11 protein-coding genes are annotated in these 16,770 nt (G+C 63.0%); 10 read left to right on the top strand and 1 reads right to left on the bottom strand.

Features of this window, described 5'->3' with window-relative positions; translation table 11 throughout:
- The first annotated feature begins 51 nt into the window (after positions 1-51).
- The 4 genes from F6S87_RS07980 (at position 52) to F6S87_RS07965 (ending at position 4,682) form a co-directional block, all read left to right on the top strand.
- On the top strand, positions 52-1,362 hold the full coding sequence (locus F6S87_RS07980) for an ABC transporter substrate-binding protein (protein ID WP_163228129.1): 1,311 nt from the start codon (positions 52-54) through the stop codon (positions 1,360-1,362).
- Between the two features lie 387 nt (positions 1,363-1,749).
- A complete protein-coding gene (locus F6S87_RS07975; protein WP_196779175.1) occupies positions 1,750-2,658 on the top strand; it encodes a carbohydrate ABC transporter permease in 909 nt (302 codons plus the stop codon).
- Between the two features lie 124 nt (positions 2,659-2,782).
- Positions 2,783-3,646, top strand: coding sequence for a carbohydrate ABC transporter permease (locus F6S87_RS07970; RefSeq protein ID WP_163228167.1), 864 nt, complete (start codon positions 2,783-2,785; stop codon positions 3,644-3,646).
- 172 nt (positions 3,647-3,818) lie between these two features.
- Positions 3,819-4,682: a DedA family protein gene (locus F6S87_RS07965; protein WP_163228127.1), complete on the top strand. Its 864-nt coding sequence runs from the start codon at positions 3,819-3,821 to the stop codon at positions 4,680-4,682.
- Between the two features lie 342 nt (positions 4,683-5,024).
- Here F6S87_RS07965 and F6S87_RS07960 read toward each other — a convergent pair whose 3' ends face one another.
- Complete coding sequence (locus tag F6S87_RS07960; RefSeq protein ID WP_163228126.1) at positions 5,025-5,678, bottom strand: DUF624 domain-containing protein; 654 nt, start codon at positions 5,676-5,678, stop codon at positions 5,025-5,027.
- 539 nt (positions 5,679-6,217) lie between these two features.
- Between F6S87_RS07960 and F6S87_RS07955 the strand changes: the two genes are divergently transcribed.
- From F6S87_RS07955 to yicI, 6 genes are all read left to right on the top strand, one after another.
- Positions 6,218-7,312, top strand: coding sequence for an ABC transporter permease (locus F6S87_RS07955; protein WP_231129454.1), 1,095 nt, complete (start codon positions 6,218-6,220; stop codon positions 7,310-7,312).
- Between the two features lie 120 nt (positions 7,313-7,432).
- Positions 7,433-8,386, top strand: a complete 954-nt coding sequence (locus tag F6S87_RS07950) for a carbohydrate ABC transporter permease (RefSeq protein ID WP_231129453.1) — start codon at positions 7,433-7,435, stop codon at positions 8,384-8,386.
- 84 nt (positions 8,387-8,470) lie between these two features.
- Positions 8,471-10,312, top strand: coding sequence for an ABC transporter substrate-binding protein (locus F6S87_RS07945; RefSeq protein ID WP_163228125.1), 1,842 nt, complete (start codon positions 8,471-8,473; stop codon positions 10,310-10,312).
- A 104-nt stretch (positions 10,313-10,416) separates the two neighbouring features.
- Positions 10,417-11,940, top strand: a complete 1,524-nt coding sequence (locus F6S87_RS07940) for an alpha-L-fucosidase (RefSeq protein ID WP_163228124.1) — start codon at positions 10,417-10,419, stop codon at positions 11,938-11,940.
- A gap of 194 nt (positions 11,941-12,134) precedes the next feature.
- A complete protein-coding gene (locus tag F6S87_RS07935; protein ID WP_163228123.1) occupies positions 12,135-14,339 on the top strand; it encodes a beta-glucosidase in 2,205 nt (734 codons plus the stop codon).
- A 295-nt stretch (positions 14,340-14,634) separates the two neighbouring features.
- The gene (yicI, locus tag F6S87_RS07930; protein ID WP_163228122.1) at positions 14,635-16,680 is read left to right on the top strand and encodes an alpha-xylosidase; all 2,046 of its coding nucleotides are present in this window, start codon (positions 14,635-14,637) and stop codon (positions 16,678-16,680) included.
- Positions 16,681-16,770 lie beyond the last annotated feature (90 nt).

Raw genomic sequence — 16,770 nt, 5'->3', positions numbered from 1 at the left:
CGACACCGAGGAAAACCCGGCAACGATGCCGGTGCGGTTAAGGAGAAGAATATGGCAATTCGCAAACTCGTCGCAGCCGGCCTCACGGCCGCGACGCTGCTGGGAACGATCGGTCTCGCCGGATGCGGCAGCAGCAGCTCCGATCAGGAAGAGAACCCGAGTTCGATCAAGATCTGGTACTACGAGGAGAACGACAGCGCCCTCGGCAAGGCCTGGAGCCAGGCCATCGACACGTTCGAGAAGGAGACGGGCGTCAAGGTGGAGTTCGAACAGAAGTCGTTCGAGCAGATCCGCCAGAACGCGTCGCAGATCCTCAACTCCGACGAGGCGCCCGACGTCATGGAGTACAACAAGGGCAACGCGACGGCCGGCCTGCTCGCCAGCCAGGGCCTGCTGACGAACCTCGACGACTACGTCAGCCAGTACGGCTGGGACAAGATCATCACCGGCACGCTTGCCGACACCGGCAAGTACAACGACAAGGGCGTCATGGGCTCCGGCAGCTGGTACGGCATCACGAACTATGGCGAAGACTGCGTGATGTACTACAACAAGGACATGTTCGACAAGTACGGCATCGCCATCCCGACCACGCTCGACGAACTGACCGACGCGATGGGCAAGTTCGTCGCCGCCGGCGTCACGCCGCTGTCCGAGGGCGTCGCCGAATACCCGCTGCAGCACCTGTGGTGGCAGCTGGTGCTGATGAAGGCCGATGACGACTTCATCAAGGCCTACGAGATGTACGACGGCGACGTCGACTGGACGAGCGAGCCGATCGAGTACGCCACGAAGACGATCAAGGACTGGGTCGACAAGGGCTACATTTCCAAGGATTCGACCGGTCTGAAGGCCGAGGATGCGGGCCAGAACTTCATCAACGGCACCTATCCGATGTTCTTCTCCGGCAGCTGGTGGTGGAGCCGCTTCACCTCCGAGATGGAGGGCACGAACGTCACGTTCTCGACGTTCCCGGATGCGGACAAGGTCGTCGGTTCCTCGGGTAACATCTGGGTCATCCCGGAGAACTCGAAGAAGAAGGATCTTGCCGCCAAGTTCATCAACATCACGCTCAGCCAGGAAGTCCAGGACACGATGGGCAACGACGGCGGCCTGCCGATCGCCGCGGACGCCGACAAGATCACGAACGCCTCCGACAAGGAGTTCATCGAGTCGTTCGACAACGTCCTCAAGAACAACATGCTCGGCTTCTATCCCGACTGGCCGACGTCGACCTTCTACGACGAGCTCAACGCCTCGCTGCAGGAACTCGTCAACGGCACCTCGAGCGTCGATCAGGTCATCACCGAACTTCAGGACAACTACAACAAGGGAGTCGAGGACTCCGGCTACAAGGATTGACGGTTCCGCGGGAACTGTCAGGTAATCAGGAGTCACGGTATCGCCGGGAATCTCCCGGGTCGTGACCGGCTCCGCACCGCCGGCGGGCAGGCGGTTTCGCCCGCCGGCGCCCTTCCCGCCACGCCGCCGCCGGGCGGCGCGGGCGGCAGGCGCCACTCGCGCATTCAATTCTTTTCGGAAGAATCGTTCAAGTTTGTTCTGACGGAACGATTCTCCCGCCGGAATCCGGTTCCGGCATTCAGTTCGATCCTGAATTCCGCTTGAGGAGAGGCAATCATGGGAGCGAAAACCAAGCATATCGTCACCGACGTGACAGCCGACGGCACCGTCGTGAGGATCAATGCCGACGGCAGCGTCGCCGACGGACGCAAGCGCAAGAAGCGCGCGATGTCGCGCATTCCGGGAGATCCGTCCATCAGGTACTGGCTGTACCTGATCCCCGGCATCCTGTTGCTGCTGTGGATCATCGTCGTGCCGGCCGTCTGGAACATCTACCTGAGCTTCACGAGCTACCGCGGCATCAAGCCGCCGACGTGGGTGGGCCTGAAGAACTGGGCGAAACTGATGCAGGACTCGACGTTCTGGATGAGCTTCCGCAACTCGATCTGGATGATCATCGCCATGGTCGTCATCCCGATCCTGATCGGCCTGGTCCTCTCGTCGCTGATCTTCGACGTCGTCCAGAAGAAGTTCGGCGCGAAGACCGCGTCGACGATGCGCGCGATCTACTACTTCCCGCAGCTGATCCCGATTGCCGTCGGCTCGCTCGTCATGGGCTGGATCTTCCGCTCCGACAACGGCGCGCTCAACACGCTGCTCGCCGACATCGGCCTCGGCTCGCTGCAGCACGACTGGCTCGGCAAGCCGGACACCGCGCTGATCTTCCTGATGCTCATCATGATCTGGATCCAGGTCGGCTATCCGCTGGTCATCTTCATGTCCGGACTGCAGCGCGTGGATCCCGAGCTCTACGAAGCCGCGAGTCTTGACGGCGCCAACTGGTGGCAGCGCTTCAAGGCGATCACGCTGCCGAGCATCAAGCCGGAAATCTTCGTCGTCGCGCTGACCTGCACGATCGCCGCGCTCAAGGTCTTCGCGCCGGTCCAGATGCTGACCAGGGGCGGTCCGGGCACCAGCACGATCGTGCCGTCGTACTACTCGTACCAGCAGTTCTTCCAGTCGCAGCAGGTCGGCTACGGCGCCGCGATCGCCACGGCCCTGACCGTCGTCATCATCATCGTCGCGATCCTGTTCACGCACGCGCAGGAACGCATCGCCGTGGACAACGAGGAGTGAGACCATGAGCACAGCAATCGTCAATTCGATGGATGTCCCCGACGTCGCGGGTGGCGTCACCGGCGGGGGAATCGCCCTGCCCGAAGGAAACTCCACGACGCCGCGCAAGGACGCCGGCTACTCGATGACTCCCGACGAATACAAGAAGATCGCCCACGTCAAGAAGAACCGCACGGTCGGCGACTGGGTCATCATCGCGCTGCTGATTCTCGGCGGCCTGATCATGCTGTTCCCGTTCATTGTCCTGCTGCTCAACGCGTTCAAGACGACGGCCGACTACAACTCGACTGGCCCGCTGTCCTGGCCGAGCTCGCTGAGCTTCTCCGGCCTCGAGACGTTCTGGAACCGCGTCAACTTCCCGCAGAAGCTGTGGAACAGCGTCTGGACGTCGGGCCTCGTGGCGCTGTTCGCCGTGATCCTGTCGATGTTCAACGCGTTCGCGCTCGGCATCGGCCGCGTCAAGGGTCGCCGCTGGATCATCCTGCTGATCATGCTCGCCAACATGCTGCCGCAGGAAGCGCTGCTGTACCCGCTGTACACGATGTTCAAGGCGATCGGCCTGTACAACAATCCGTGGGCCATCGTCATCATCTTCACCGTCATCCAGAGCGCGTTCGGCACCTATCTGCTGTCGTCGGTCCTCGACACGTTCCCGAAGTCGATCCTCGAGGCCGCGACGATCGACGGCGCGAGCCGCTGGAAGATCTTCAAGGACATCGTCTTCCCGATCTCGAAGCCGACGCTGAGCGTCCTGATGGTCTTCTTCTTCATCTGGACCTGGAACGAGTACATGATCCCGCTGGCCTTCCTCGTCGACAACTCGTCGCAGACGATCCCGATCGCCGTCAGCTCGCTGTCCGGCGACCGCCTGATGGACGTCACGACGACGGCCGCGGCCTCGCTGATCTCCATCCTGCCGACGCTGGTCTTCTACCTGATCTTCCAGCGCACGCTGTCCCGCGGCGTGACCGCCGGCGCGGTCAAGTAAGTCGGGGAAGGAGCCGCCTAGAGACGTTACGAATCGTTTTCGATCCTTTCCTCATGCAACCAGGAGAGCCGTCCCGCACCCGGGGCGGCTCTTTTCGTTCATCTACCCCCTGCTGGTACGATTTTCTTCCGAATATCGTGACGAATCGGGACTAAGGACTATTCGGGAACCTATGGGCATCGTCAACTTCTTCGTCAAGCTTCTGCAGGATCCGCGCACCGCCATCGCCAGCTGGATCGCGATGGGCGTGGCGCCGACGCTCGGGTTCATCTTCCTGATCGTCTTCATCGAGACCGGCGTCGTCTTCTTCCCGTTCCTGCCCGGCGACTCGCTGCTGTTCGCGGCCGGCTTCTTCGCCGCGCCGGACAGCGTCACCGGCCAGTCGGCGCTGCCGCTCGCCGCGCTGCTGCCGGTCGTCTGGCTCGCGCCGGTCGTCGGCGACCAGTGCAACTACTTCATCGGCCACTTCTTCGGCCGCAAGATCATCGAGAGCGGCAAGGTCAAGGCGCTGACACCGGAACGCATGGCGAAGACGGAAGGCATGATCGACAAGTGGGGTCCGCTGGCCGTCTTCCTCGGCCGCTTCTTCCCGTTCATTCGCACCTTCATGCCGTTCATTTCCGGCATCTCGGGCATGCGCTGGTCGCGCTTCACGCCGTTCTCGGTCCTCGGCGGCGTCTGCTGGTCGAGCCTGTTCACGCTGCTCGGCTACTTCTTCGGCAACATTCCCGTCGTCCAGGACAACTTCGAGCTCGTCATCGTCGGCATTCTCGTCATCTCGTTCATTCCGACCGGCGTCGGCCTGTTCAAGGCGAAATTCGGCAAGAAGAAGCCGGCGGAATCGTCGGAAATTTCGAACGATTCTGCCGTCATGAACGATTCCTCCGCCGATGCCGATTCCGCCGCCAGCAAGCCGGCCGCGACCATCCATCGTGACGGCCAGGTCCGCCACTCGAGCGGCGTCCTCAAGGAAGAAGTCGCCGAACTCAAGGAACTGGAGGAGTCCCTAACCCTCCGCGAACCCGTCGACGACTGATTCTTCCTGCTGCCTTCTGGATGTCACGAACCCGGGCTGCGAGCTCGGGTTTGTCATCCAAGGGGTGGGCGGGGAAGGTTTCGTTCCAGCGCGCTCTCGCCGCCTTCAGCGGCATCGGCGGTCGACCCTCAGCCTCGCTACGCTCGGCAGCTCCCTTCCAGGGAGCTTCTGCCTTCATGGCGCAAACCCGGACGACAGCCCGGGTTCGTGACATCCGGGACAAGAAAAGCCGCGGGGGTGAGCCGCGGCTTTTGGGTTTGAGGAAAAGGAAAGAATATGAAGTGAATGGGGCTCGCGAGCAAGGAGTCTCGCGGGCACGCTGTATGTGAAAAGGCCGCCTCCTTAGAGTCCCGAGTTGGCGTTGACGTAGGTGGGGTGTTCGATTTCGCCGTAGCCACCATACTTCCTGAAGCCCCAGAGGAGAAGCAGGGACTTGGCGTAGGCGACCCAGCAGAAGCCGAACAGCAGCATCATCACGCGGACGAACGGGACGAAGTAGGTCAGGGCCAGCGCGACGACGTCGATGCCGACGAGCAGCAGCGCGCACGGGAAGGCGCGCCACGGGAACGTCGCGGCGAGAACCCACTGGCGGCGGATCGGGTTGACGAAGCGGGCCTGGATCGGGAACAGGAATTCGTAGATCATCACGGTGACGACGGCGCCGCACAGCATCAGCACGAGCGGCACGTACGCCGAATCGGCGTCCCAGGCGTTCCAGAAGCTCAGGCCGAAGATGACGGCGAGGATCAGCACGAGCAGCAAGAGTCCGGAGACGATGCCCTGCTTGAATTCGCGCTTGAACCGGCGCAGGTATTCGCGCACCAGCCGCACGTCGTCGTGCTGGTCGTAGGCGAACAGCGTGCCGTACAGCGCCGCCTGCGCCGGCCCGTACGTCACGATCGGAATCAGCGTGATCAGGTAGACGATGTTGAGCGCGACGAATCGCACCAGCGTGCCCATGAATCGCCAGAACGGGCCGTCGATATTGAATTTCATCCTGCCACTTCCTCGTGTGCTGCCGAACGATTCTTCCGTCCAGTCGCAGTCCGTGTCCGAAGCCGTGCGCACGGTCGTGCGCGGGGGAGGAGCGGACCGGTGTCGTCGCCGGCGGAGGAGCGAAGCCTTTCGTTTCCGCCTCGCCACCCGGTCGCGTTTCGACCCGCCAGTGAATTGGACTGAACTAATTAATAAGTATATAAATAACAGTGCGTTCCGTCTAGCGGGCGGAAATTGTCACGATCGGCGTTTCTGTTGGAAAATGGGCGCAAGAACATAACGGCTCGGCGTGTCGCAATGAAGCGAAATTCGTCGAAAACCAAGCGATTTCAACAGAAAAACGGGGGAGTTAGTACAAAAGTAAGTTGATTTGACAAAAGTAGGTACTATTTATAAACTTCTAAATAACGAGAGCGAGAGACTCAACCGAAGCCCGCGCAGCGCAGCGCGGCACGGACTTCACTCCGCCACGGTGCGGAATCGCTCGCCGGCAGCTTCCCGGCTGCCCCACTCACCTGCAGTACTCAAAGGAGAAGGACATGCAGACGTCAACGAGTACGGAGACCGACGAGACCATCGGCATGACCGGTGGCGCCGAAGCGGTCATCGGCCGCGAGACCGTCGCCGCCGAGCTCACCGAGGAAGGCGGCAGTGGCCATAGGAAGCACCGCCTGACGCGCGCCGAGAAGCGCGCCCGCAAGCAGGCGGCCAAGGAGCTCGCCGCCCACACGATTGACAAGAAGCATGCCGTCCGGCTGTTCCTGATGGTCGCGCCGCTGCTGGTCCTCGTCGTCCTGTTCAGCTACCTGCCGCTGTTCGGCTGGTCCTACGCGTTCTTCGATTACGAGCCGCCGATCCCGCTCTCGCAGAGCAAGTTCGTCGGCCTGCAGTGGTTCGAGATGCTCGTGCAGAACCCGGCCCAGCTCCAGCAGATCGGCCAGGTCCTGATGAACACGTTCGCGATGTCGATGCTGAACATCCTGACGTCGTTCCTGCCGGTCATCTTCGCCATCATGCTCAACGAGATCCGCGCGAAGTGGTTCAAGAACCTCATCCAGACGCTGACGACGCTGCCGAACTTCATCTCGTGGGTCCTCGTCTACTCGATCGCGTTCGCCATGTTCTCCTCCTCCGGCATGGTCAACGAGCTGCTCATGAACCTCCACATCATCAGCACGCCGATCAAGTTCCTCGATTCTCCCGACCAGGTCTGGCTCAAGATGCTGCTGTGGAACCTGTGGAAGGGCCTCGGCTGGGGCTCGATCATGTACCTTGCGGGCATCGCCGGCATCGACCCCGAACTCTACGAGGCGGCACAGGTCGACGGCGCGAACCGCTTCCAGCAGATCATCCACGTCACCATCCCGCAGCTGATGCCGACCTACTTCGTGCTGCTGATGCTCAACATCTCGAACTTCCTCAACAACGGCATGGACCAGTACTTCGTCTTCCAGAACGCCTTCAACATGAAGTACATCCAGGTGCTCGACCTCTACGTCTACAACGTCGGCCTCGCCCAGAACAGCCTGTCGCTCGGCACCGCAATCTCGATGCTGAAGTCGCTCGTCTCGGTGGCGCTGTTGCTGATCGTCAACTGGCTGTCGAAACGCACGCGCGGCGTCGGCATCGTCTGACCGGCAAGCCGGCTTCGCAACCGGCCGGCTTTCCGGTTTCCCTCGAACGATTCGCACGTCCTTATCCCGTCACGAACCACATGATCACCGTTTGAATTTCGACTTTCAGGAGCAACCACCATGACCACAGCAACCGCGGAACCCCGGACGCGCCGGGCACGCAAGAACAAGAAGAGCGTCCCGCCGGCAATGCGCCGCACGAGGGGCGAGAAGGTCTACAACGTCGTCAACATCATCCTGCTGTCGGTGTTCGCCTTCATCTGCACCTACCCGTTCTACTACCTCATCATCAACTCGCTGTCGAACAACTCGCTGTCGGCGGCCGGCGACGTCAACTGGTGGATCCAGGGCTTCCACCTCGAGAACTACAAGACGGTGCTCGGCCTCGACGGTTTGGCACAGGCCGCGTGGATCTCGGTCGCCCGTACCGTCATCGGCACCGTGCTCACCGTGCTCGCCTCGGCCTACCTCGGCTTCATGTTCACGCAGCAGAAGATGTGGCACCGCTCGTTCTGGTACCGCTTCGTCGTCATCACGATGTACTTCAACGCCGGCCTGATCCCGATGTTCATCACGATGAAGAACCTCGGCCTGACCAACAACTTCTGGGTCTACATCCTGCCGGCCATCGTCCAGCCGTTCAACATCATCCTCGTCAAGACCTACATCGAGTCCATCCCGGCCTCGCTGCAGGAAGCCGCCGAGGTCGACGGCGCCGGCACGTTCACGGTGTTCTGGCGGATCGTGCTGCCGATGTGCACGCCGATCCTCGCGACCGTCGCGATCTTCTCGGCCGTCAACCAGTGGAATTCGTTCCAGGACACGCTGATCTACATGACCGACTCGAAGCTGTACTCGCTGCAGTACCTGCTCTACACCTACATCAACCAGGCCAGCTCGATCGCGAACTCGGTCAAGGCCGGCGGCTCCGTCACGGCGCTCGCCTCGACGGCCACGCCGACCGCCATCCGCATGACGGTCTCCGTCATCGTCGTGCTGCCGATCATGTTCATCTACCCGTTCTTCCAGCGCTTCTTCGTCAAGGGCATGATGCTCGGCGCCGTCAAGGGCTGAGACCGGGAAACGCAAGAATCGTTCCCAACAACAGATTTTTTGCTCAACAGGAGCAAGAGAACAAGAAACAAGGAGGTTTCCGCGATGGGAATCAAGAAGAAGATCGTCACCGGGCTGGCAGCGCTGCTGGCCGCCGGGACGATGTTGTCAGTCGCCGCCTGCGGCAGCGACTCGGCCGGCGACGAAGCCGACGACGGCAGCCTGATGACCGTCGACGTTTTCGACTCGCTGGCGAACTACCAGGGCGTTCAGAAGGGCTGGTTCGCCAAGATCGTCAAGGACAAGTTCAACATCGAGCTCAACATCATCGCCCCGAACGTCGCGGGCGGTGGCGATACGCTCTTCGATACCCGTTCCGCCGCCGGCAACCTCGGCGACCTGATCATCACGTCGACCGGCAATGGCCGCCTGCAGAAGCTCGTCAAGGCCGGCCTGATCACCGACATGAGCGAGTACTACGACAAGGACATGACGACGATCAAGGACAACTACCAGTCCGCCGTCGACTATGTCACGAAGGAAGCCGGCACCGACGGTGTCTGGGGCATTCCGCAGGACGTCTCCTCGCAGTCGCCGACCGAGACCTCCGACGGCATCGAGCCGCAGGCCGCCCCGTACATCCGCTGGGATTACTACAAGGAGATCGGCTACCCGGAGATCAACGACACCGACGACTTCCTCAACGTGCTCTCCGAGATGCAGGCCCAGGCCCGCAAGGACACCGGCCAGAACGACATCTACGCGATCTCGCTGTTCAAGGACTGGGACGGCGACCTGATGCAGAACGCCCAGGCGATGGTCCAGTGGTTCGGCTGGTCGACGCAGAACTCTGTGCTGGTCCAGGCCGACGGCTCCGATGTCGTCGCGGCCTCCGACACCAACTCCGAGTACGAGCAGGTCCTCGAGTTCCTCAACAAGGCCGACCAGATGGGCCTCGTCGATCCGGAATCCACCACGCAGGACTGGGATTCGCTGTCGACGAAGGTCACCAACGGCAAGGTCCTCATGTCGATCTGGTCCTGGCTGGGCAAGCCGCGCATGAACTCCGACGAGAACGCCGAGAAGACGGTCGGCTTCATGCTCGCCCCGCTCAAGACGATGAATGTCTACTCCGAAGGCTTCACGCCGGATGGTGACGGCTCGACGATCATCGCGATCGGCTCGAAGGCCAAGAACAAGGAACGCCTCGCCAAGTTCATCGACTGGCTGTACTCGCCGGAAGGCATCTACGCGTCCGCCTCGAACTCCGGCGGCGCCGCCTGCCCGGAGACGCTCTGCTGGACGATGAATGACGACAACGAACCGCAGCTCACCGACTTCGGCGAGAAGGCCATGTTCGACTCCGACGGCCTGACCGTTCCCGATGACTGGGGCGGCGGTTCCTACAATGACGGCATCTCGGCCCTGAACTTCAAGTCCGTCAACCAGAACGACATCGATCCGAACACGAAGTCCGCGTTCAACCCGCAGTTGTGGACCACGCAGCTCGACAAGCAGACCGCCCTGCAGAAGGACTGGTCCGAGCACATGGGCGGCGCGAAGACCGATATCGAGTACCTCGAGAACAACAAGCAGCTGGCTGTCGCGGCCGGCGCCACCTACACGGTGCCCGAGGAGGACTCGACGATCTCGACGCTGCGCTCCTCGATCAAGACCGAAATCGTCAACGCCTCCTGGCAGGCGCTGGTGGCCACGAGCGACTCCGACTTCCAGTCGATCTGGAAGGACATGCAGAACCAGCTCGACGGCCTCGGCTACGACCAGGTCCTCAAGGTCGATACCGATAACGCCGACGCGCTGATCAAGGCCCGCGAGGAGATCGTTGAGGAGTACAAGAACAAGGACAGCTCGAGCAGCTCGTCGAGCAGCTCTTCCTCGTCCGATAGCAGCTCCAGCAGCTCCGACAGCTCCTCGTCCGCGAGCTGATCCCCACCAAAAATCGCTTCGCGATTTTTGACTCCCACCGGCTCGCGCTTCGCGCTTGCCGACTCCCTCTGAAGAGGGAGGTTGAACCAAGGAAGTGAACGACGATGCCGAACATTGACGATATCGACCGCGTGGTGGCGGAGGGGCCCTATGACGATTCCTGGGAATCGCTGGCGCAGCATCCGGTGCCGGAGTGGTTCCGGGACGCCAAGTTCGGCATCTTCGTGCACTGGGGACTGTTCACCGTGCCGGAGTACCGCAACGAGTGGTTCCCGCGCAACATGCACATCCAGGGCAAGCCGGAGTACGAGTACTTCCACGAGCAGTACGCCGGCAAGACCAACCCGGCGGGCGATGTCATCCGCGGCTATCAGGACCTGATCCCGCTGTTCACGGCGGACAGGTTCGACGCCGACGAATGGATGGCGACGTTCCGCCGGGCCGGAGCCCGCTATGTCATGCCGGTGGCGGAACACCACGACGGCTACCAGATGTACGCCAGCGAGCTGTCGCACTGGAACGCCGCCGAGACCGGCCCGCACCGGGACATCCTTGGCGAGCTCGAGGCGGCCGCCGGCCGCGATGGCCTGACGTTCTGCGCGTCGAACCACCGCGCCGAGCACTGGTGGTTCCTCGGCCACGGGCAGCAGTTCGACTCCGACGTGCGGTCCGAAAGCGCGAATCGTTCCAGCATGTACTGGCCGAGCATTTCCCCCGAGCCGAACGAATTCGACATCGCGAGCGAGCCGTCGCCGACGGAGGAATTCCTGACCGACTGGCTGCTGCGCAACGCCGAGATCGTGGAGAAATACCACCCGAGCCTGCTGTATTTCGACTGGTGGATTCAGCACCGCGCGTTCAAGCCCTACCTGAGGAAGCTGCTGGCCTTCTACTACAACAAGGCGGCCGGCTGGGGCAGGGAAGTGTCCGTCTGCTACAAGTACGATGCGTGCGCGTGGGGCTCCGGCCTCGTCGACGTCGAGCGCGGCGGGTTCCCGGCGGCGACGCCGTTCCCGTGGCAGACCGACACGGCGATCGCGCGCAACTCGTGGTGCTACACCGACTCGCTCGAGTACAAGACGGTGCCCGAGCTGCTGATCGCGCTGATCGATGCCGTCGCGAAGAACGGCAACCTGCTGCTCAACGTCGGGCCCCGCGCGGACGGCTCGATTGCTTCCGACGACCTAGCGGTGCTCGATGGCATCGGCCGGTGGCTGGCGGCAAACGGCGACGGCATCTACGGCTCGCGCCCGTGGCGCATGACGGGCGAGGGGCCGACGGCGATGCCGGGCGGCGCGTTCAGCGACCAGACGCCGTTCGGCGGCGCGACCTGGACCGCCGGCGACTGGCGCTTCACGAGCCGCGACGGCGACCTGTTCGCCTACTGCATGGGGCCGGCGATGGCGGACGGCGGCGAACTGACGATCACGACGTTCGCCGCGTTCGACGGCGAGCACGAGCCGGCGTTCAACGCGCCGATCATCGCCGTCGAGCAGCTCGGCGCGGCAGCTGATGGGCGGTCGGCGTCCGTCGAGTGGACGCGCGATCCCGATGGGCTGCATGTCCGCCCGCTGCCGACCGGCCTGCCGGACGACTATCCGGTCGGATTCAGGATCCGGCTGCAGTGATGCCACAAGGCAGTCCGGGAACTGAACAGCACCACGGGGAGCTGGTTACTCCCACTGAAAATCGCCTTGCGATTTTCGACTCCCCCTGAAGAGGGAGTGTGACTCCCACCAAAAATCGCCTTGCGATTTTTGACTCCCTCTGAAGAGGGAGTCTTCACCACTTTTGGCTACTACTTGATTCTTGGAGAGAAGACATGACTGAGATTAGCGACGCGAATGTGCGCAGGGCGAGGGAGCTTGCGGCGAAGCTGACGCTCGACGAGAAAATCGGCATGATCCACGGCGCCGGTCTCTTCAGGACCGAGGGAGTGCCGAGGCTCGGCATTCCGCCGTTCCGGTTCGACGACGGCCCGATGGGCGTGCGCGCGGAACTCGAGAATGACAACTGGGCGCCGCTGTACAACACCCGCGACTACGTGACGTACCTGCCGAGCGGATCGGCGGTGGCTTCCACGTGGAACACTGAACTAGCACGTGAAACAGGCAAGGCGCTCGGCGAGGAAGCGCGCGGACGCGGCAAGGACATGATCCTCGGCCCGTCGATCAACATCAAGCGCGCCCCGCTGTGCGGCCGCAACTTCGAATACATGAGCGAGGACCCGATGCTGACGGCCGCGATCGCCGTGCCGTTCGTCGACGGCGTCCAGGCTTCCGACGTCTCCGCCTGCCCGAAGCACTTCGCGGCGAACAGCCAGGAAACGGACCGGCTCGACGTCGACGAATCGATCTCCGAACGCGCGCTGCGGGAACTCTACCTGCCGGCGTTCCGTGCCGTCGTCGAGGACGGCGGCACGCTGTCGGTCATGGGCGCCTACAACCTCGTCAACGGCACGCAGTGCTGCGAGTCGTCGAAGCTGCTCGACGACATCCTGCGCGACGAGTGGGGCTTCCGCGGCTTCGTCGTTTCGGACTGGTCGGCCGTCAAGAATACGGAACGATCCGCCCGCGTGGGTCTCGACTGCGACATGGGCGTCACGAACAACTTCGACGACTACTACTTTGCGCGGCCGCTCAGGGAAGCGGTGCTGGACGGCACGATTCCCGAAGCCGACGTCACGGCGAAGGTCGAGCACATCCTCGCCGTCATGGACGCGCTGCACATGCTGCCCGACCGGGAGCCAACGGACGAATCGTTCCAGTATCCTCCCCGCAAGCCGGGATCCTACGCGACGCTCGAGCACGCGAAGACGGCGCTCGATGTCGCGCGCGAGTCGATCGTGCTGCTCAAGAACGACGACCATCTGCTGCCGCTGAACGAAACGGCCACGAAGCGGCTGCTCGTCGTCGGCGCCAATGCCGACCGGACGCATTCGAACGGCGGCGGCTCGGCCGTCGTCAAGGCCGTCCACGAGATCACGCCGATCCTCGGGCTCAACGGCATGCTCGGCGGCAACGTGCACATCGACTACGCGCCGGGATACTACGCCAAGCAGGTCGAGCAGGACGCGGCGTGGCAGGAGGAGAGCCTCGAGAATTCCGCGCTGGAAGTCGTCGACGCCGAGCGCGAGGCGAAGCGGCTGCACGACGAGGCTGTCGCGCTCGCCCGCGACTACGCGGCGAGCGGCGACCCGATCGTCTTCATTGGCGGACTCGACCACGATTTCGACATCGAGGGGCGCGACCGCGAGTCGATGGCGCTGCCGTACGGACAGGACGACCTGATCGCCGAGCTGCTCGACATCGCGCCGGACATGATCGTCGTCATCGTCGCCGGCTCGCCGGTCGAGATGCCGTGGGGCCCGCGGGTCCGGACGCTGGTGTGGAACTGGTACGACGGCTGCGAAGGCGGCCGCGCGCTCGCCGAGACATTGTTCGGCCGCGTGACGCCGAGCGGCCACCTGCCGGAAACGTTCCCCGTGAAACTTTCCGACTGCCCGGCTATCTCACGTGGAACATTCGGCCAGGCCGGCCATGTCTCGTACGACGAGGACATCTTCGTCGGCTACCGCTACTACGAATCGTTCGACGTGCCGGTCGCCTTCTGCTTCGGTCACGGCCTGTCCTACACGACGTTCGACTATTCGGACCTGCGCGTCCGCCGGCTGTCCGACGGACGGCTGCGGTTCCTGTTCCACGTGGAGAATACCGGTGCCGTCGTCGGTGCCGCCGTCCCGCAGCTCTACCTTGGCCTCGAGGACTGCGGCGGCAACCCGGCCCGCGACGGCGAACTCGACGACGCGACCTGGCGCACCGACCGGCCAGCGAAGGAACTCAAGGCGTTCGCGAAGGTGTGGCTCGAGCCTGGAGAGCGCCGCGAAGTCCATCTCGACGTCACCGACGAGCAGGCCTTCGGTTACTGGAACGTCGACGCCGGCTGGTTCGCCCTCGCCCCGTCCGCCCGCGTCCACGTCGGCGAATCGGTGCAGGACATCCGTCTCGAGGGGAGGGTGGAACGGTAGGCAACACCCAATAAATCCCCTGGAAGGGGATCGCTGAGCGCGATAGCGCGAAGCGAGGGGTCGACTTGCGGAGCGTATCCCTGCATTCCGGCGCGCGGCCGCCTTCGGCGTCCTGCGGTCGACCCTCAGCCTCGCTTCGCTCGGCAGCTCCCTTCCAGGGAGCTTTGTAGAAGTGTCGAAACGGAATCGAAGGGTTCGAAATTCTTCGAAAGGGCTCGAAGAGGGGCGAATCGTTCGAAATAATGACAATTGTTGGAACAAAGGTCCAATTCCAGGACATGCAAAGGAGCATCTCATGAAGTTTCTCAACGGCGGGTGGCTTGTCCGCGACGGCTACTCGGTGAAGTACGCGGCGAACATCTATGACGCCGACATCGACCGCGACGGCGGCAAGCTGACGCTGTACTGCCCGTTCGGCTCGCCGATCTACAACGCCGGCATGACGCTTGACGGTGGCATCCTGACGATCGAGGTGACGTCGCCGCGCGAGAACGTCATCACGACGCGACTCATCAACTTCCGGAAGGATCGTTCGCACTGCCCGAAGTTCCAGCTCAACGAGACGAACCCGGCCGTCGAGATCGCCGAGGACGACGAGAAGTGGACGTTCACGAGCGGCAAGACGACGCTGGAAATCGCGAAGGACGAGACGATCGACTTCAAGTATTTCTTCGACGGCACCGAGATCGCCCACTCCGGCTGGCGGGCGAAGGGACTGGTGAACGATCCGTCCGGCAGGCTGCATGTCACCGAACAGCTCGACCTCGGCGTCGGCGAGAAGATCTACGGCCTGGGCGAGCGGTTCACGAACTTCGTGAAGAACGGCCAGTCCGTCGAAATCTACAACGAGGACGGCGGCACCGGCACCGAGCAGGCGTACAAGAACGTGCCGTTCTACATGTCGAACCGCAACTACGGCCTGTTCGTCGACACCCCGGCGAAGGTCGAGTTCGAGATCGGCTCCGAGAAGGTCAGCCGCGTGCAGTTCTCGGTCGCCGGCGAGGAGATGACGTACTCCGTCATCGGCGGCGGCTCGATGAAGGAGATCCTCGGCACCTACACGGCGCTGACCGGCCGCGCGCCGCTCGTGCCGGACTGGAGCTACGGCCTGTGGCTGTCGACGTCGTTCACGACCGACTATGACGAGCAGACCGTCCTCGACTTCGTCGACGGCATGGCCGAGCGCAACATTCCGCTGTCGGTCTTCCACTTCGACTGCCGCTGGATGAAGGAACTCGAGTGGTGCAACTTCGCGTGGGACGAGAACAAGTTCCCCGACCCCGAAGGCCTGCTGAAGAAGCTGCATGACCGCGGACTGAAGAACTGCGTGTGGATCAACTCGTATGTCGGTCAGAAGTCGCCGCTGTTCGAGGAAGGCGCGAAGAACGGCTACTTCATCAAGCGCACCGACGGCTCGGTGTGGCAGTGGGACAAGTGGCAGGCCGGCATGGCGATCGTCGACTTCACCAACCCCGACGCCGTCAAGTGGTACCAGGGCTACCTGAAGAAGCTCGTGGCGATGGGCGTCGACTGCTTCAAGACCGACTTCGGCGAGCGCATCCCGACCGAGGACGTCGTCTACTACGACGGCTCCGATCCCGAGCTGATGCACAACTACTACACGCTGCTGTACAACAAGGCCGTCTACGACGTGCTCGTCGAGACGAAGGGCGAGGACGAGGCGATCCTGTTCGCCCGTTCGGCGACCGTCGGCGGCCAGCAGTACCCGGTGCACTGGGGCGGCGACTGCTCGAGCAACTATCCGTCGATGGCGGAGTCGCTGCGCGCCGGCCTGTCGTTCGGCATGTCCGGCTTCGGCTACTGGAGCCACGACATCGCCGGCTTCGAGGACGAGGCCACCCCGGACCTGTACAAGCGCTGGACGCAGTTCGGCCTGCTCTCCTCGCACTCCCGCTACCACGGCTCCACGGCCTACAAGGTGCCGTGGCTGTACGGCGACGAGGCCGTCGACGTCTGCCGCGAGTTCGTCGAGCTGAAGGCGAAGCTGGTCCCGTACCTCAAGTCGATGGCCGTCGAGACGCACGAGACCGGCCTGCCGATGATGCGCTCGATGGTGCTCGAGTTCCAGGACGATCCGACCTGCGAGGACCTGGACACGCAGTACATGCTCGGCTCCGACATCCTCGTCGCGCCGATCTTCCGCGAGGACGGCGTCGCCCGCTTCTACGTTCCGGCCGACCCGGCCGCGCCGACCTCCACGTGGCGCAACCTGATCACCGGCACCGAATACGAGCCCGGCCACTGGTACACCGAGCAGTACGACTACCACGCGCTGCCCGTCCTGGTCCGTCCGGGAACCGATCCGCTCAACGTGAAGTGAGTTCTGCCTGCCGGATGGGAAACTGTTCGGCGGTTGGGGAGGGGGAAGGGGACGTCGTACTCGGGACACTCGAGGCCGTTCGGCCAAGCC

Origin of the sequence: Bifidobacterium choloepi, from assembly GCF_010667615.1 — a bacterium.
GTDB classification, from domain to species: domain Bacteria; phylum Actinomycetota; class Actinomycetes; order Actinomycetales; family Bifidobacteriaceae; genus Bifidobacterium; species Bifidobacterium choloepi.
The sequence above is the reverse complement of the archived record's forward strand: the minus strand, read 5'-3'. Positions and strand labels throughout refer to the sequence as shown.